Here is a 16,626-nt window from a genome sequence, read left to right as displayed (position 1 = left end):
AGGGGGATGATTTTCGACAGCAACCAGGCCTGGCAACAGGCCACCGCCGCGATCCGCGCCAACCGCGAGGTCCTGTTCGCGCTCTCCGGGGTATTCTACCTCCTCCCGATCCTCGCTTTCTCCCTCCTCTTCCCCCAGCCCTCGCCCCCGGCCGGGGCCGACCAGCAGGCGATGCTGGCCTTTGCCGCCGACTACTATGCGCAGACCATGCCGGTTTCCCTGCCGATGGCGCTGGTCCAGGCGGCCGGCACGCTCGGCCTGCTGACGCTGATGACCGACCGCAGCCGCCCCACCGTGGGCGAGGCGATCCGGCTCGGTTTCGTTGCCCTGCTGCCCTATCTCGGCTCGCAGATCCTGTTCGGTTTTGCCGCTGGTGGAGCCGCGCTGGCAGTGCTCACCGTGCTGGGCCTCACGGGATCGCAGGTGCTGGTCTCGGCCGGGCTGGCGGCCATGATCGTCGCCGGGATCTACCTCTGGGTGCGGACCTCGCTGGCCGCGCCGGTGATCGCGGTCGAACAGATGCGCAGTCCCTTGCGCGCGCTGCGCCGGTCCTGGGCGCTGACCCGCGGCAACGGCGGGCGGGTGCTGGTGTTCTATGCGCTGATCGTGCTGACGCTGGGGCTGGTGATGGCGATCGTGATGGGCCTCGTCGGCATCGTGCTGGCGCTGGTCATGCCTGCCCATGCGGCGAGGATCGTCGCCGCGGTGATTTCCGCCGCGCTGGAAGCGGGCATGGGCCTGACTTTCGTGGCTGCTCTGGCGGCGACTCACGCGCAACTCGCGGGTCCGGGGGAAGACCGGCTGAGCGCGACCTTCGACTAGGGTGCGGGGGCCTCGCAGCCCCCGAACATCAGGCCGCGTCGTCCTTCCAGCCCCAGAAGAGGAAGCTGGGCATGATGTTGAGCCATTCGAACCCGCTGTCGATCCGGGTGAAGTGGCGCGCCATGAAATCGCGCGCGCGGGCGGTGAACTGGTAGACGAGGAAGGCCCCGCCCGGCCGCAGCACACGGTGCGTTGCCGCCGCGATCGCGGGACCGACCCCATCGGGCAGGGTCGAGAAGGGCAGGCCCGACAGCACGTAGTCGGCATGGTCATGGCCGTGGGCGCGGACGATATCCTCGACATCGGCGGCCGAGCCGAGCACCGCGGTGAAGCGGCTGTCGCTGATGGTCTGGCGCAGATAGTCGATGAACAGCGGATTGGTGTCGATCACGATCAGCTGGCCGTCGCGGCGCAGCCGATCGAGCACCGGGCGACAGAAGGTGCCGACGCCGGGACCATATTCGACAAACAGCCTGCACTCGTCCCAGCGCACGCGGGAAAGCATCTTGATCACGGTGAAGCGCGACGAGGGAATGATCGAGCCGACCATGACCGGGTGGCGCAGGAAGCCTTCAAAGAAGATGCCCCAAGGCCCCAGCATCGACTTTACCCGGCGCTTTACTTTGAGCGACAGATTCTCGCGGGCGAGTTCGGAAGAGGTCATGCTGGTCGTCGGTCCCGCAACTTCTTGTTGGCCAAGGCGATTGCAAATTTGCTGCAGCTTGGCAAGCAGGCAGCGAAGGGGCAACGTTCCGACATTGGACCGGTCCCCCGCCGCTCGGCAGACCGTGCCGCCCTGTCGGCGAGCCGCTGAGCCAATCAGCGCCGGCGCTTAGAGAATCTCGCACACCTTGTCCTGGGGGCGGCACAGGCGGACACCCTTGCCGGTCTCAACCAGCGGCCGCTCGATCAGGACCGGCTCGGCCGCCATCGCCGCCAGGACCGTGGCATCGTCCGCCTCCGGCAGGCCGCGCGCCGCAGCCTCGGTGCCGCGCAGGCGCAGCCCCTGCTGCGGGGTTATCCCGGCATCGCGGTAGAGTTGGGCCAGCTTTTCCGCACTCGGCGGGGTCTTGAGATATTCCACTACCGTCACCTCAACGCCCGGTGCTTCCCGCAGAATTGCGAGGGTCTTGCGCGAGGTACCGCAGGCCGGGTTGTGCCAGATCGTTGCCTTCATTGGACGCCTTCATCGTTGGGGGTAGTCGCCATCGTGCCCGCAACCGGCGTCGGCTCGGGCGGCGGCACCTGTTCGAGGCTCGGCGGCGGAGGCGGGAGAACCGGCCCGGTGACACGGCGCACCGCCCGAATCAGGCGGGGATAGACCCCGCAGCGGCACAGGTTGGTGATCGCGGCGCGAATCTCGTCATCCGACGGGCGGGCATTGCGGCGCAGCAGGCCGGCGATCGCCATGACGAGACCTGGGGTGCAGAACCCGCACTGGAAGGCCTGCTCGTCGAGCAAGGCTTGCTGCACCGGGTGCACGCCCAGCGGCTGGCCGTGCCCGATCCCCTCGATCGTGGTCACGGCGCGGCCCTGCGCCTCGGCCAGGGTGATTGTGCAGGCCGGCAGCGGCTCACCGTCGACCAGCACCATGCAGGCGCCGCATTCCCCGGTACCGCAGCCATATTTCGCGCCGGTGAGATTGGCCCCATCGCGCAGCGCCCAGAGCAGCGGCGTCTCCGGGTCGAGCGCGAGATCGACCGGACGGTCATTGAGGGTGAGGCTCGCCATGGCCCATTGCCTAGCGCGCCGGCCGGCCCGGCGCCAGCACCGGCTCAAGGCTTCCCACTGCGTAGTTACCCGGAGGAACCCCACGCATTCGCGCGGCCGCGAGCCCGCGAAATTGCCGGCGAAAGCCCTTCCTGAAAGGAATTTTTTACCATTTTGCTTAAGAGGTAAGGGCCAGACCTCAGGGGGACTGTGCCAAATGGACTATACCGCATCGATCGGCCGCACGGGCCAGAGCCAGGAACTGGCGGTCTCGATCGTCATGCCCTGCCTCAACGAGATCCAGTCGCTCGCCCATTGCATCGGCAATGCGCGTGAGGCGCTGGCCCTGATCGAGCAGGTCCACGGCCTTGCCGGCGAGATCGTGGTCGCCGACAATGGCTCGACCGACGGCAGTCAGCAACTGGCGGAGAGCCTCGGCGCGCGGGTGATCGACGTGCCGCGCAAGGGCTACGGCGCGGCGCTGATCGGCGGGTTCGACGGCGCCTACGGCCGCTTCCTCATCATGGGCGATGCCGACGGATCCTATGACTTCACCGATGCCGTGCCGATGATCGGCCGCCTGCTGGGCGGGGCTGAGTTGTGCATGGGCTCGCGCTTCAAGGGCGGGATCAAGCCCGGGGCCATGCCCTGGAAGAACCGCTACATCGGCAACCCGGCGCTGACCGGCATTCTCAACCTGTTCTTCCGCACCGGGGTGGACGACGCCCACTGCGGCCTGCGCGCGATCCGGCGCGAATCCTACCGCGCCCTGGGGCTGGAAAGCACCGGCATGGAATTCGCCAGCGAGATGGTGATCAAGGCCAGCCTCAGGAAGATGCGGATCGACGAGGTCCCCGCCACCCTCTCCCCCGACCTGCGCGACCGCGCGCCCCACCTGCGCCCCTGGCGCGACGGCTGGCGCCACCTGCGCTACCTGTTCATGCTCAGCCCCACCTGGGCCTTCGGCGTGCCGGCGGCGCTGCTGATGGGCGGCGGAGCCCTGATCCTGTTGATCGCGGCACTGCACACGATGGGGCTGCTGAGCGGCGACGAGAAATTCGGCGTGAGCTGGACCATCCTGGCAACCTTCATGGTCACCACCGGGCACTTCGCGGCGACCATGGCGCTCGCCACCCACCTCTATGGTGTCGCCGCGGGCTTCCGCCGCCTGAAGCCGGTACTACGGCGATTCGACCACGTTCTGACCCTCGAAACCGCACTGCTCGGCGGAGGCGGCATGCTTGTCGCCTCGCTGCTGGGGCTGGCCGGGATCGGCGTGTGGTGGGGCGCCAACAACTTTGCCGCCCTGCCCACCACCCTGCCCCTGCTGCTGGCGATCGGGCTCGGCGTGATCGGGCTGCAGACCATGCTGGGCGGCGTGCTGGTGGCAGTCATCGCCGGGCACCGCGCCGAGTTCGCCACAGGCGCGAGCGAGGCACCGCGTAGCCGGGCCAACTGGACGGCAGCCGCCGCGTGAGCCCCGCCGCGCTCGCCCGCCGCCATGGAGGGGAGCTTGCCCGCTTCCTGACGGTGGGCGCCCTTTCGGCTCTGCTCAACACGCTGATAATCGTCGCCCTGACCGAGCTGCTCGCGATCGATTACCTTGTGTCCTATGCGATCTGCTTCGTGATGGTAAATTGCTTCGGCTTCATCCTGAACCGGCGCTGGTCCTTCGCGCTGTCCGACCCGGCGGGGCGCTGGGAAATGGCGCGGTATTACCTGATTGCCACATTTGCCACGCTCATCGCGATGAGTGCGAGCCGGTTGATGGTGCTGCTGGGCCTGCCTTACGGCCCGGCCGTATTCCTCTCCGCCGGTGTGCTTGCACCCATCAATTATTTCGCGCATCGCGTGTTCAGCTTCCGCATCGGAGCGGAGAATTGACCATGCCCGCCTGCGCCGCCACTTCCGGCTCCTGCCACTACGGCCCGGCTCCCCAGCTGGTGCTGGAAACGGGCAATACCCATGCCCCGGTGGTGGAAATCTGGCGTTGTACCGCTTGCGGCCATGGCGTCACCCGGCCCGAGATGGCCGACGTCTCGCCGCTCTACGCTGGCCGCGAAAGCGAGGATTTCCTCGCGCGGGACGCCGGCTGGGTCGAGGCGCTGAAGAACTTCGTGGTCCGCAGGCTCGCGCGCGGCCTTCTGGCTTTCGCCAATCCCGCTCCGCGCGTGATAGCGGACTTCGGTACCGGCAACGGCATGCTCGCCCGCGCACTGGCCGCCGAAGCGGGGGCCGACGCCACTATCCACGCGCTCGACTTCTTCGACGAGCCTCCCGCGCCGATGGACAATGTGCGCTACATGGGATTTGCCGAGGCTGCCCGCACACTGAGTGGCAAGGTGGACCTGCTCACCTGCTTCCACGTGCTTGAGCATGACGACGATTCCGACGCCATGCTGCAACGCCTGCTCGCATACCTGCGGCCCGGCGGCACGCTGGTGGTGGAAGTACCCAATGTCGATTGCGTGTGGAATGGCTGGTTCGGCAAGGCCTGCGCCAACTGGTACGCGCCGTTCCACCGCGTCCACTTCACGCGGCGCAGCCTGCGCGCGCTGTTCGAACGGCATGATCTGACGATCCTGCGCGAAGAGGACATCTGCGGGCCGACCTTCGCACTCTCGCTGGCGGCCTTGCTCGGCGTGGCGCCCAACAGCCTCCTGTTCGCGGTAGCAGCAGGACTCCGTCCGGCTCAATGGATCGCGGAAAAGGTAACTCGGCGGCCCAGCGCGCTGCGGATCATCGCGCGCAAGTCCTGATCAGCCGCTCGAACGAAGCCGCAAAGGACAGTCTTTGCGCATTGCCGGCATACCAGCGCGCGGTGCGGGCGCGCAAGGCTGGCCCGCCCGCCAGCGCGGCGCCGATCGCACTTGCAAGGTCCGCCGGATTGGCGCCGGCGGCGATGAAGCCGTTTTCGCCAGGATCGACCAGTTCGGCCGCGGCATTGTCCTCGCCCGCGATCACCACCACCGGCACGCCGCGCGCGGCGGCCTCGACCACGACCATGCCGTAGCCTTCGCGCTCCGAGGGCTGGACGATCACCGCCGCGCCGACCTGCAGGCGCTCGATCTCCTCGGCGGGCACGAAGCCCGGCAGGGCAATCCGCTCCGCCAGCCCGAGCGCCGTGACCTGTTCGCGCACCGCGTCCAGATCGGGGCCCCGGCCGAGCAGGACCGCGCTCAGGGCGCTATCTTGCGCCATCAGCAGGGCCAGCGCCTCGACCAGCAGCGGCACCCGCTTTTCAGGGATCATCCGCCCGGCATAGAGCACGAAGGGTGGATCGGCGGCCGGGGCGCCCGGATGGGCATCGCCGGCATATTCGCCTTCCAGCACGGTGACCGGGCCTGTGCCGAGCGCCTCGGCGCGGGCCGCGTGAAGGCGGCTGAAGGCAAAGGGGACCTGCGGCGCGGCGGCGCAGAGGCGCTGGACCCACCAGCCGATCGCCCCGCCCACCGGCCCGAGGTATCGCCGCCAGTAATCGCGCGTCCAGACCTCGTGCCAGTCCACCGCCAGGCGGTAACGGGCGAAGGGCCGGACCAGCGCGGCGGCGAGGACCGAGAAGAACGGGAACGAGGCGCCGTGGACCAGGCCATAACGTCGGCCGCGCAGGATGAGGTGCCCCAGCACGCCCAGCCCGAACACCAGCGGCGGCAGGATGCGGCGCTTGCCATCGGCGTAGAGCGCCATGCGCGGGCCGACCGCAATCACCGTCACGCCCGGGATCTCCGGTTCGGCGCCCCGCTCCCACTGCCGCAGGGTCAGGTAGGTGACGTCATGGCCCTGCGCGGCATGAGCCTGCGCCACCTGTCGATACCAGCGCTCGGCCCCGCCGATCGTCCAGGGGAACAGGCAGTCGTAAAGGATGCAGACGCGCAAAGGAGCAGTCATTGCGGCGCGCTGGGCACGATCCGGCAGCCCGCCGCCTCTGCCGCGGTCCTGAGGCGCACCTGGCGCGGGGTCGGCGCGGCGGGCGGCGGGATGCGGAAGAAACGGCTGACCGCGCCGAATTGCGGCGCGTCGGCAAAGGCGATGGTGCCGTGGGCGCAGAGCGCCGGGAAATCCCCGGGCTTGACGTAATTGCGGGCAAGGCGGATCGGCCGGTTCGACAGGTCCGGCCGGTTGAGCACGAGGTCACCGGCGAAGGGTATCCCCTCGTCGATGACGACCATGTCGGCATCGAAGCGCCCTGCCGCGCGCGCGGCCTCGGCGTAGCCGCCGAGCTGTCCCTTCGCCATCCAGACGTGGAGCGGCAGGATCACAAGGATGCCAAGGGCGGCGGTGGCCACGAAGGCGCGCACCGGGGCCGCGCCCTCGCGCTCCAGCCAATGCCAGCCATAGCCCGCGAGCAGGACCGCGCTGCCGAGGAATCCGTGGAGGTAACGATAGCCCCAGCCGTTGACCTGCGCCGGCAGGACCAGGGTCATGAACACGACCAGCAGCGCCATGCCCAGCCACAGCGCCTGGACGAAACGATCAGAGCGGCGCACCGCGATGCCGATCGCGGCAAGCGGGAGCAGCAGGAGATGGTTCCATGCCGCCAAACGCAGCAGGTTGCCCGCCATGACGAAGAAGGAGAACCGCGTGAGCGGCGTGGCGGTGCGGCGGAACCGCTCAAGGTAGTCAACCCCATCGCCCGAGTGGTCGGTCGGGACCGGCAGGACGCCGTGCGCGCTGATCCACGGCTGCCAGCCAATCCAGAACAGCCCGATCGCGCCATAGCAGACCACATAGACCGACAGTTCTTTCCACGCCCTGTTGCGCAGCAGCATGAGCAGGAAGGGGGCCACGAACATCGGATGGAACAGCGGCTGGTGCAGGCCGGTGGCGACGAAGCCGGTCAGGATCGCGCCGGCCTGTGCGAGCGGCGTACGGCGCAGGAACAGTGCCAGCCAGACAAGGTTGAGCGCCAGGTGTGCGGTCATCGCATAGGTCGCCGTGGCCATGACGATGACCTGCGACGAGGTGGTGAAAAGCAACAGAACCGCCGCCCGGGTCGAGGCGCTGTCGGGCCACAGGCGCAGGGTGATCCGCCACAGGGCGAGCGCGGCCACCAGCAGCAACAGCGGACTGGCCGCGCTGGCCGGCAAGACCATGCCGATAAGGGCGTGCAGCGCCGCATTGCCCGGCAGGTAGCCCGAGACCCAGGCCTCCCGGTCACCGATCGGCAGGAGGAACGCCTTGTTCAGGGCATCGTAGTAATTGCGCCAGAACGACGGGATCGGCTCGAACAGGTGGCCTTTCGAGAAGATCGCCGCGTCGAAGGTGACCATCTGCTCGTCGCGGCTGAGATCGTAATCGGGCAGGATGTGCGCCCGCAGGACATAGGCGGCCAGCGCAGGCAGGACCAGCACCGCCCATGCCTGCCACCCTTTCAGGCGCAGCGCCGGCTGCGCCGTCGCCGGGGCGCGGCCGACCAGAAACCAAAGGCCCGCGAGGAGGGCGATGGCCAGCCCGGCCACCGGAATATCCTGCTTGAGCGCGAAATACATCGTCATGGCAAAGTCGGGACGATGCTCGATGATCGGGTCGTCCAGCCGCGCGGCGAGCAGGGCGAGAACCGCGATCACGACCGCGGACCAGAGCAGGGCGGCCTTCAGCCGGGCGGACGCCGGATTGGGCGGCGGACCTTCGTTGCAAGTGGCCTCGTCGTTCACGTCGCGCAGTTCCCCTTCGCCTCGGGGATGTCCTTAGCTGCGATAGGGAGCGAAGGGAATCCGCGCCGCGACGATAGGCCCGGAACAAATCGCCCCGGCGCGCGCTCCACCGGCATGGCTGCCCGTGCTTACTGGTCGGGCCAGATCAGGCTGGCCCTCGTCTCGATCCCGGTCGAGATCTATCCCGCCACCCGCAGCGCGGGGCGGATCGGGTTCAACATGATCCACGAACCGTCCGGCCAGCGCGTCCGCTACGAGAAGGTCGTGCCCGGCATCGGGCCGGTCGACACGGACGAGATCGTCAGGGGCTTCGCGGTCACCAAGAACGACTACGTGCTGCTGGACGAAGACGAGATCGAGGCCGCCAAAGTCGAGAGCAAGCGCACGCTCGACCTCGTACAGTTCGTCGAGGCCGACGAGATCGACGTGCTCTATTTCGAAAAGCCCTATTTCGTGGTCCCGGCCGATGAGCTCGCCGAAGAGGCCTACGTGGTCCTGCGCGATGCGCTCAAGGCCGCGCGCAAGGTCGGTCTTGGCCAGATCGCGGTGCGCGGGCAGGAGCATCTCGTCGCGCTCAAGCCCTGCGGGCGCGGCATGGTGCTCGAAACCCTGCGCTATGCCGACGAGGTGCAAAAGGCCCACGGCTTTTTCGCCGAGATCGGCCCGGACAAGCCGCAGAAGGACCTTCTCGACCTTGCCACCAGCCTGATCGAGCAGAAGAGCGGAAAATTCGAGCCCGGCAAGTTCCACGACCGCTATCAGGAAGCGCTCCAGCGGCTGATCGCGAAGAAGAGCAAGGCGCGGGGCAAGCGGGTGATTGAGGAAAGGTCCGCCTCCGCGCCGAAGGCCGGCAACGTGATCGACCTGATGGCCGCGCTCAAGGGCTCGCTGGGCGAGAAGGGCGGGAGCGCCAAGACCCCGGCGAAGCGCAAGAGGGCGTGATGGCCGGAAAGTCGGGCCTGGCCGAGTACAACCGCAAGCGGGACTTCTCGAAAACCGCCGAACCGGCCGGCGACGCTCCCGCCAGGACCACCGGAAACGGCTTCATCGTCCAGAAGCACGATGCAACCCGCTTGCACTGGGATTTCAGGCTGGAAGTGGACGGGGTGCTCAAGTCGTGGGCCGTGACGCGCGGCCCCAGCCCAGACCCTGACGACAAGCGCCTCGCCGTGCGCACAGAGGACCATCCCCTCGCCTATGGCGGGTTTGAGGGCACGATCCCGCAAGGCGAATATGGCGGCGGCACGGTCATGCTCTGGGACCGGGGGACCTGGGAGCCGGTCGTGGGCAAGAGCGCGAAGGATCTGGCAAAGGGGCACCTCCATTTCGTGCTGCATGGCGAGCGGATGAAGGGCGAATGGATCCTGTTCCGCCTTAAGCCCCGCCCCGGAGAGAAGCGGGAGAACTGGCTGCTGCGCAAGGTTTCCGACCAGTTCGCGCAGGCCGGAGACGCGCTGGTCGACCGCGGACTGACCAGCGTGCTCACCGGGCGGACCATGGCCGAGATCGCTGCCGACGCCGCCGGCGCCCATTCGCTGAAAGGCAAGAAGGGCGCCGCCTTCGCCGCCGAGATGGTCAGCGCGGCGCGACATAATGCGAAGCTTGCGCCCAAGGCCAAGGTGAAGGTCAAGCCGGCCGCCCTGCCCCGGTTCCGCCCGGTCCAGCTCGCCACGCTGGTCGACGCCGTGCCCGACGGGAACGGGTGGATGCACGAGATCAAGTTCGACGGCTACCGCGCCCTGATCGCGGCGAGCGGCGACAAGGTGAAGGTCTATACCCGCAGCGGCCTCGACTGGACCGACAAGTTTGCACCGCTGGTGCGTCACATTGCCGCACTCGGCCTGCCCGGCGCCCTGATCGACGGCGAGATCGTGGCCACCGATGCGAGCGGAAATCCGAGCTTTTCCGCCTTGCAGGCCGTTCTGAAGCGCGGGCACGGCGAACAGGGGGAAGACAACGCGCTCTCCTTCCACGCCTTCGATCTGCTCGAACTGGGCGGCGAGGGCCTGAGCGGACTGCCCAATCTTGAACGCAAGGAACGGCTCGCAGCCCTGCTCGCCGGCGCCAGCCCCCCGATCCATGTGGCCGACCATCTGATCGGCGCTGGGGAGCGGCTCTACAATGCGATGTGCAGCGCCGGGCAGGAAGGGATCATAGCCAAGCGGATCGACGCGACCTATCGCGGCGCGCGCTCGAAAAACTGGGTGAAGGTGAAGTGCGTGCGGCGGCAGGAATTCGTGGTGATCGGGTGGAAGAAATCTTCCGCGCGCGCTCGCGCGTTCGCCTCCCTGCTGCTCGCGCAGGTGGAGAACGGCAAGCTCGTCTACAAGGGCAACGTGGGTACCGGCTTCGACGCGCGGCGCCTGGAGGAGCTTGCCGCCGCGATGAAACCCCTGGCGGCGGACGCGGCGGCCGCCGAAGTCCCGCGCGAGGACCGGCGCGGGGTGACCTGGCTGAAGCCGGAACTGGTGGCCGAGATCGCCTTTGCCGAATTTACCGCAGAAGGTTCAGTCCGCCACGCCAGTTTCATCGGCCTGCGGCCGGACAAGGCGGCTCGCGACGTGACGCCCGAGCGGGCCACCCCGGTGGCCGAGGTTGACCGGAAGGACACCCCCGCCGTGAAGATCTCCAATCGCGACCGCGTGATCTTTCCCGAGGCCGGGCTGACCAAGGGCGATCTTGCCGATTACTATGCCGCCGTGGCCCCGCTGATGTTGCCATTCCTCGCGGGACGCCCGGTCAGCTTGGTTCGCTGCCCTCAGGGGCGAGCCAAGCAGTGCTTTTTCCAAAAGCACGATGCCGGGACCTTCGGCCCCGCCGTCCACCACGTACCGATCCGCGAAAAGGACGGGGGTCACGAGGACTACCTCTATCTGACCGACGCCGAGGGCATCGTGTCCTGCGTGCAGATGGGGGCGATCGAATTCCACGGCTGGGCGGCCCGCGCCAGCGACGTCGAGGCGCCGGACCGGATGGTGATCGACCTCGACCCCGACGAGGGACTGGGCTTCCCGGAGGTGAGAAAGGCTGCGCGCGATATCCGGCGCAAGCTGGAAGACCTCGGCCTCGTTTCGTTCGCCATGGTCTCCGGCGGCAAGGGGGTTCACGTGGTCGTGCCGCTGACCCCAGGACATGACTGGGCCCGCCACGCCGATTTTGCCCGCCGTTTCGCCGAAGCGCTCGCCTTGGCCGAGCCGGAGCGCTTCGTCGCGACCATGAGCAAAGCCAAGCGCAAGGGGAAAATCTTCATCGACTGGCTGCGCAACCAGCGCGGCTCGACGGCGGTGCTGCCCTATTCAGCCCGCGCCCGCGAACAGGCCCCGGTGGCGGCCCCCGTCAGCTGGGACGAACTGGAGGGGCTGGAGAGCGCCCACCCCTTCACGATCCGCGACGCCGCGAAACTGGCGGAACGCGCTGCCGGGAAGGCCCTGACGGGATGGGGGCTGGCCGGGCAAGCCCTGCCCGACCTCTAGCCTATTCCTTCGGCGCCTCGCTGTTGAGCTGGACGTAGTTCTGGATGCCCATGCGCTCGATCTTCTCAAGCTCGGTTTCCAGCGTGTCGATGTGGTGTTCCTCGCTGGCGAGGATATCGGCGAAGAGATCGCGGCTGACATAGTCGCGCACCGCTTCGCAGTGAGCGATGGCTTCCTTGAGCAGGGGCACGGCCTCATGTTCCAGCGCGAGATCGGCCTTGATCACTTCCTCGACCGTTTCGCCGATCTTGAGGCGGCCGATCGCCTGGAAATTGGGCAGGCCATCAAGGAACAGGATCCGCTCGGCGAGGCGATCGGCATGCTTCATCTCGTCGATCGATTCGTGGCGCTCGAACTCGGCCAGCTTTTCGAGGCCCCAGTGGTGCAGCATGCGGTAATGCAGCCAGTACTGGTTGATCGCGGTGAGTTCGTTGAGCAGCGCCTTGTTGAGAAAATCGATGACCCCGAGATCGCCTTGCATCGTATCGCCTCCATCGCTGAGCGCGAATTTTATGCGCCCCGGCGAAGGCCAGCGCAAGTCAGGGAAATGTCACGCCGCGGCGGGGACGGGCAGCTGCGATTCGATGCGCAGATCTTCGAGAATTTCCTCGGCCTCGTCGAGGCACTGGCCGCACTGGGTGGTCTTGCCGAGACGGGCATAGACGGCCTCCGCGCCGCCGTGGCAGGCGCGGGCGCAGGCACGGAATTCAGCCGTTTTAATCGCATTGCAGATGCACAGGTACACAATGATGCTCCTGACGATTCTGCCTCCAATTTAATGCGAATGTTTCGCAATAGCAAGCCTGGCGCAAGCGCTCAGACCATATTTTCCGGTCGGACCAGCCGGTCGAAAGTCGCCCCGTCAACCAGCCCCAGGCCGAGCGCCGCTTCACGCAGGGTCAGCCCCTCGGCATGCGCGTGCTTGGCGATTTTCGCGGCCTTGTCGTAACCGATCTCGGGCGCCAGCGCGGTAACCAGCATCAGCGAGCGTTCGACCAGTTCGGCGATCCGCGCCCGGTTGGGTTCGAGCCCCGCGATGCAGCGCTTGTCGAAGCTGTCCATACCCACGGCGAGGAGGTCGATCGAGCGCAGGACAGCGGCCCCGATCAGCGGCTTGAACACGTTGAGTTCGAGATGGCCCTGCAGGCCGCCGACGATCACCGCCTGATGATTGCCGATAACCTGCGCGGCGACCATGGTCAGCATCTCGCACTGGGTCGGATTGACCTTGCCCGGCATGATCGAGGACCCCGGCTCGTTGGCCGGCAGGTCAAGCTCGCCCAGCCCCGAACGCGGGCCGGAGCCGAGCAGGCGCACGTCGTTGGCGATCTTGGTCAGGGCCACGGCCAGCGTTGCGAGGGTGGCCGAAAGCTGGACCAGCGGATCGTGGCTGGCCAGCGCCTCGAACCGGTTGGGCGCCGGGCGGAACGGCAGTCCCGTGAGCGCGGACAGTTCGGTCGCCATGGCCTCGGCAAAGCCCTCCGGCGCGTTGAGCCCGGTGCCGACCGCCGTGCCGCCCTGGGCGAGCGGGTGGATGTCGGCCGAGAGCACATGCATCAGCCGTTCGCGGCAACGCGCGAGCTGCTCGGCATAGCCGGAGAATTCCTGACCGAGCGTCAGCGGGGTGGCATCCTGCAAATGTGTGCGGCCGATCTTGACCACGCCCGACCATTCGCGCGCCTTGTCGGCCAGCGCGGTTTCCAGCGCCTCCAGCGCGGGGAGCAGGCGCTGGTGCGCGCTGCGGGCGGCGGCAACGTGCAGGGCCGTGGGGAAGCTGTCGTTCGAGGACTGCCCCATGTTCACGTGATCATTGGGGTGAACCGGGCTCTTGCCGCCGCGCCCGGCCCCGAGCAGTTCGTTCGCGCGCCCGGCGATCACCTCGTTGACGTTCATGTTGGACTGGGTGCCGCTGCCGGTCTGCCAGATCGCCAGCGGGAACTGGTCGTCATGCCCGCCCGCCGCGACCTCTGCGGCGGCCGTCTGGATCGCGGAGGAGATCTGCTCAGGCAGGCCATGGGCACGGTTCACCCGCGCCGCGGCCTGCTTGATCAGGGCGAGGGCTTGGACGATCGGCAGCGGCATATGCTCGGCGGCGGCGAAGGGGAAATTCTCCATGCTGCGCTGGGTCTGCGCCCCCCAGTAGGCCGCGGCGGGCACCGCGATCTCGCCGATGGTGTCGCTCTCGATCCGTGTCTCGCTCATCGCAGTCTCCTCACAGCCTAGATAGGAGGGGAACGGCCCGGCGGCGAGGGGCGTTCCGATGCGGACAGGGTCCGACGAGGAGACGCCGATGGCCGACAATGCCGTTCCACATGCCCCCCTTGCCCACGACAAGGCCGCGCCCGCCGTGGACCGGATCATCTTCGGCCCGGACGACGTCGACCTCGCGCGCTCGCCGCTGGCCGGGCAGTTCCCCCAGGAAACCTACGTGCTCGGCGCCTTCAACCCGGCGCTGACCGTGCTGCCTTCGGGCAATCTCCTGCTGATGGTGCGAGTGGCCGAGGCCCTGCGCCGGCCGGTGTTCGGCGGCATGGTCCACGCCATTCGCTGGCGCACCGACACGACCGAAGGGCGCTATGGGCTGGACGGCTGGCCGCTGGCCGAGGTCGATACGTCCGACCCGCGCAAGTTCATGCTGAAGGACGGCGGCTGGAAGGTCATGGCGCTCACCTCGCTGTCATGGCTGCTGCCGGTCGAGCTGGCGCCGGACGGGCTGTCGGTCGTCGCGGTACACTATGACAAGGCCGTCGCGCCCGAGGGCTCGTGGCAGTGCTACGGGATCGAGGACGCGCGGATCAGCCGGGTGGCGGGCCACTACTGGATGACGACCTGCTCGGTCAGCCCGGAACGCCATTCGACCACGCTATACAAGTCGGACAACGGGCTCGACTGGACCTTCGAGGGGATGGTGCTGGATCACCAGAACAAGGACATGCTCCTGTTCGAGGGCCTGATCGGCGGGCAGTTCTGGGCCCAGACCCGGCCGCTCGGCGATCTCTACTTCGCCTATCCGCCAGGCAGCCCGTGGCGCGCCGGCCCCGCGATCAACCTCGCCTCGTCACCCGACGGGCGGCACTGGCAGCCCCGGCTCGAACCCGGCATCCGCCCCCGTGCCCAGACCATTGCCACGGCGCGAATGGGCGGCGGAGCGCCGCCGATCCTGACCGAGGTGGCCGGGCGGCGCGGCTGGCTGACGCTGTGGCACGGGGTTGAGCCGAGCGGAATCGTCGGGATCTACCGCACCTACTGGACCCTGCTCGACGAACGCGAACCGTGGCGCCAGATCGCCGCGAGCGAGGCGCCGCTGCTCGAACCCCGCGCGGACCTGACCGCACCGCTGGAACACCTGATGTATCTTCGCGGCGTGGTCTTCACGACCGGGATCGTCGATGCGGGCCGCCACTTCATCGTAGCCTCGGGCGAGGCGGACCTTGCCTGCCGCATTACCCATGTGCCTAAGGACCGTTTTACGGCCTAGTCGAGCCGGACTTCCGCCTTGAGCCCGAGGTGCAAGGCAAGGGCCTTGAGATCGCGCCTTGCGGCCTCGTTGACCAGCGCCGAATAGGCCGGTTCGGCGGCGAGGATCAGCCGCCCGCCCTCGCGCGTCAGCGACGTGGCCGCAAGGGCCGCGGGCGCCGTGCCGGTCAGGCGGCGGCACAGCCGGGTGGCCAGGCCCCAGCCCTGCGCCTCGGCGAAGTCTTCGGCCGGGGCGAGGCTGCGCCAGCCCATCGGCAGGTCCAGCCGGTTGCCGCCCGCCATCAGGCAGGCCGCGAGCAGGCCGCGTTCGCGGGTGGTAACGCCGATCCAGCGCTTGCGCAGAGCCCAGACGACCCCGAGATCAGCGCGCAGGTTGGGCTCGAGATTGACCAGCGCGAGGGCAAGCATGGACGAGGCCAGGCGCAGCCGTTCACGCGCCGGATCGGTGCAGGCGGCGGCAGAGGCGGTCCATTGCGCCAGGGCGGCGGCGACCTCGGCCCGCACCCCGTGCCGTTCGGCATGAGCGGCGGCGCCATCGAGCAGGGGATCGCGCGCGTTGACGTGATCCGGCAGAGCCGCGTGGAGCAGCCCCTCGCGCAGACCCCATGAGGAGAAAACCACCCGGCCCGGCTCGAGCAGCCGGATCAGCGCGATCAGCAGCGCCGCCGCATCGGGCAGGCTGGACAGGCGCGAGGGCGAAACGCCCGGGATCGCCGCAAGCCCCTCGGGCTTGGCGCGCATCACCGCGCGGGCGAGCGTGGCGGCCTGCTTGGCCGAAAGGTCCAGTCCGTGGGGATCGTCGGTCGGCGAATGGCCGTGATGAAGGGCATAGCGCGCGATCTGGCGCAGCGAACCGCCCACGAGGTACAGCGTCGCGCCGGTGACCGCCGGGCTCCACTCAGCCTCGGCGAGCAGGCCCTTGACCGTCTTGTCGAGGTCGCGCCCGCCTTCGCGCAGGGCCGGCAGGCGCAGTGTGCCGAGCGGCAGGCTGACCCCGTGGCGACATTCGCCCCCGGCGACGTCGACCAGTTCAAGACTGCCCCCGCCAAGGTCGGCGACCACGCCGCGCGCCAGCGGAAAGGCGCCGATCACCCCGAGGGCGCTGGTCTCGGCCTCTTCCTCGCCCGAGAGCAGGCGGGCCGCGAAGCCGAGCGCGCGCACGCGCTCGAGGAACAGCGGGCCGTTCCCTGCATCACGCACCGCCGCCGTGGCAACGGCCTGGATATCGTCCACCGCCTTGAGATCGAGCAGGGCGCGGTAGCGCGCAAGGGCGGCGAGCGCGGCTTCCTGCGCCTTGGCCGAGAGGCGGCCCGTCTCGGCCATGCCCTTGCCGAGCCGGGCCGTGACCTTTTCGTTGAACAGGACCACCGGCGCGCGCGGCGGCCCGCCGTAGATCACGAGACGAACGGTGTTCGAGCCGATGTCGATGATCGCTCGTCTGGGCACGAGATGGCCCGCCGTGGCGTGATCCGTCGCGGTCATCGGGTGTG

The 16,626-nt window shown here is 68.3% G+C and carries 16 protein-coding genes; 7 read left to right on the top strand and 9 right to left on the bottom strand.

Annotated features, from left to right (window positions below):
* Positions 1 to 6 precede the first annotated feature (6 nt).
* Positions 7 to 822 (top strand): hypothetical protein, encoded by an 816-nt coding sequence (locus tag H7F51_RS16150; RefSeq protein ID WP_185665349.1) that lies wholly within the window; start codon positions 7 to 9, stop codon positions 820 to 822.
* 28 nt (positions 823 to 850) lie between these two features.
* Here H7F51_RS16150 and H7F51_RS16145 read toward each other — a convergent pair whose 3' ends face one another.
* The 3 genes from H7F51_RS16145 to H7F51_RS16135 all read right to left on the bottom strand — a co-directional run bounded on the left by H7F51_RS16145 (position 851) and on the right by H7F51_RS16135 (position 2,553).
* Positions 851 to 1,486 carry a class I SAM-dependent methyltransferase gene (locus H7F51_RS16145; RefSeq protein WP_185665348.1) on the bottom strand — a complete coding sequence of 212 codons (636 nt, stop codon included), beginning with the start codon at positions 1,484 to 1,486 and terminating at the stop codon, positions 851 to 853.
* 168 nt (positions 1,487 to 1,654) lie between these two features.
* Complete coding sequence (locus H7F51_RS16140) at positions 1,655 to 1,999, bottom strand: arsenate reductase family protein (RefSeq protein WP_185665347.1); 345 nt, start codon at positions 1,997 to 1,999, stop codon at positions 1,655 to 1,657.
* On the bottom strand, positions 1,996 to 2,553 hold the full coding sequence (locus tag H7F51_RS16135; protein WP_185665346.1) for a (2Fe-2S)-binding protein: 558 nt from the start codon (positions 2,551 to 2,553) through the stop codon (positions 1,996 to 1,998). The genes H7F51_RS16140 and H7F51_RS16135 overlap by 4 nt, the downstream gene beginning before the upstream one ends.
* A gap of 196 nt (positions 2,554 to 2,749) precedes the next feature.
* On the opposite strand from H7F51_RS16135, the gene H7F51_RS16130 reads away from it, so the two are divergent.
* Genes H7F51_RS16130 through H7F51_RS16120 form a run of 3 tightly spaced genes read left to right on the top strand, consistent with a single transcriptional unit; the run spans position 2,750 to position 5,291 of the window.
* Positions 2,750 to 4,009: a glycosyltransferase family 2 protein gene (locus tag H7F51_RS16130; protein ID WP_185665345.1), complete on the top strand. Its 1,260-nt coding sequence runs from the start codon at positions 2,750 to 2,752 to the stop codon at positions 4,007 to 4,009.
* The gene (locus H7F51_RS16125) at positions 4,006 to 4,416 is read left to right on the top strand and encodes a GtrA family protein (RefSeq protein ID WP_185665344.1); all 411 of its coding nucleotides are present in this window, start codon (positions 4,006 to 4,008) and stop codon (positions 4,414 to 4,416) included. The genes H7F51_RS16130 and H7F51_RS16125 overlap by 4 nt, the downstream gene beginning before the upstream one ends.
* A 2-nt stretch (positions 4,417 to 4,418) precedes the next feature.
* Positions 4,419 to 5,291 carry a class I SAM-dependent methyltransferase gene (locus tag H7F51_RS16120; RefSeq protein WP_246448655.1) on the top strand — a complete coding sequence of 291 codons (873 nt, stop codon included), beginning with the start codon at positions 4,419 to 4,421 and terminating at the stop codon, positions 5,289 to 5,291.
* Here the strand turns inward: H7F51_RS16120 and H7F51_RS16115 are convergent.
* Positions 5,272 to 6,420: a glycosyltransferase family 4 protein gene (locus tag H7F51_RS16115; protein ID WP_221774188.1), complete on the bottom strand. Its 1,149-nt coding sequence runs from the start codon at positions 6,418 to 6,420 to the stop codon at positions 5,272 to 5,274. The genes H7F51_RS16120 and H7F51_RS16115 overlap by 20 nt on opposite strands.
* The gene (locus tag H7F51_RS16110) at positions 6,417 to 8,186 is read right to left on the bottom strand and encodes a hypothetical protein (RefSeq protein WP_185665342.1); all 1,770 of its coding nucleotides are present in this window, start codon (positions 8,184 to 8,186) and stop codon (positions 6,417 to 6,419) included. Before H7F51_RS16110 ends, H7F51_RS16115 begins: the two co-directional genes overlap by 4 nt.
* A 114-nt stretch (positions 8,187 to 8,300) precedes the next feature.
* On the opposite strand from H7F51_RS16110, the gene ku reads away from it, so the two are divergent.
* Together ku and ligD are read left to right on the top strand one after the other, a co-directional pair.
* Positions 8,301 to 9,128, top strand: a complete 828-nt coding sequence (gene ku, locus H7F51_RS16105) for a non-homologous end joining protein Ku (RefSeq protein ID WP_185665341.1) — start codon at positions 8,301 to 8,303, stop codon at positions 9,126 to 9,128.
* The gene (gene ligD / locus H7F51_RS16100) at positions 9,128 to 11,659 is read left to right on the top strand and encodes a DNA ligase D (RefSeq protein ID WP_185665340.1); all 2,532 of its coding nucleotides are present in this window, start codon (positions 9,128 to 9,130) and stop codon (positions 11,657 to 11,659) included. The genes ku and ligD overlap by 1 nt, the downstream gene beginning before the upstream one ends.
* 1 nt (position 11,660) lies before the next feature.
* Here the strand turns inward: ligD and bfr are convergent, their stop codons facing one another.
* The 3 genes from bfr to fumC all read right to left on the bottom strand — a co-directional run bounded on the left by bfr (position 11,661) and on the right by fumC (position 13,861).
* A complete protein-coding gene (gene bfr, locus H7F51_RS16095; protein ID WP_185665339.1) occupies positions 11,661 to 12,140 on the bottom strand; it encodes a bacterioferritin in 480 nt (159 codons plus the stop codon).
* Positions 12,141 to 12,209: 69 nt separating this feature from the next.
* On the bottom strand, positions 12,210 to 12,404 hold the full coding sequence (locus tag H7F51_RS16090; protein ID WP_185665338.1) for a (2Fe-2S)-binding protein: 195 nt from the start codon (positions 12,402 to 12,404) through the stop codon (positions 12,210 to 12,212).
* Between the two features lie 71 nt (positions 12,405 to 12,475).
* Positions 12,476 to 13,861: a class II fumarate hydratase gene (gene fumC / locus H7F51_RS16085; RefSeq protein ID WP_185665337.1), complete on the bottom strand. Its 1,386-nt coding sequence runs from the start codon at positions 13,859 to 13,861 to the stop codon at positions 12,476 to 12,478.
* Between the two features lie 88 nt (positions 13,862 to 13,949).
* On the opposite strand from fumC, the gene H7F51_RS16080 reads away from it, so the two are divergent.
* The gene (locus tag H7F51_RS16080) at positions 13,950 to 15,137 is read left to right on the top strand and encodes a glycoside hydrolase family 130 protein (RefSeq protein ID WP_185665413.1); all 1,188 of its coding nucleotides are present in this window, start codon (positions 13,950 to 13,952) and stop codon (positions 15,135 to 15,137) included.
* On the opposite strand, the gene H7F51_RS16075 is transcribed toward H7F51_RS16080, so the two are convergent.
* The gene (locus tag H7F51_RS16075; protein ID WP_185665336.1) at positions 15,134 to 16,618 is read right to left on the bottom strand and encodes a Ppx/GppA phosphatase family protein; all 1,485 of its coding nucleotides are present in this window, start codon (positions 16,616 to 16,618) and stop codon (positions 15,134 to 15,136) included. The two genes, H7F51_RS16080 and H7F51_RS16075, sit on opposite strands and share 4 nt — an antisense overlap.
* Positions 16,619 to 16,626: the final 8 nt, after the last annotated feature.

Origin of the sequence: Novosphingobium flavum (assembly GCF_014230315.1) — a bacterium.
Lineage (GTDB): Bacteria > Pseudomonadota > Alphaproteobacteria > Sphingomonadales > Sphingomonadaceae > Novosphingobium > Novosphingobium flavum.
The sequence above is the reverse complement of the archived record's forward strand: the minus strand, read 5'-3'. Positions and strand labels throughout refer to the sequence as shown.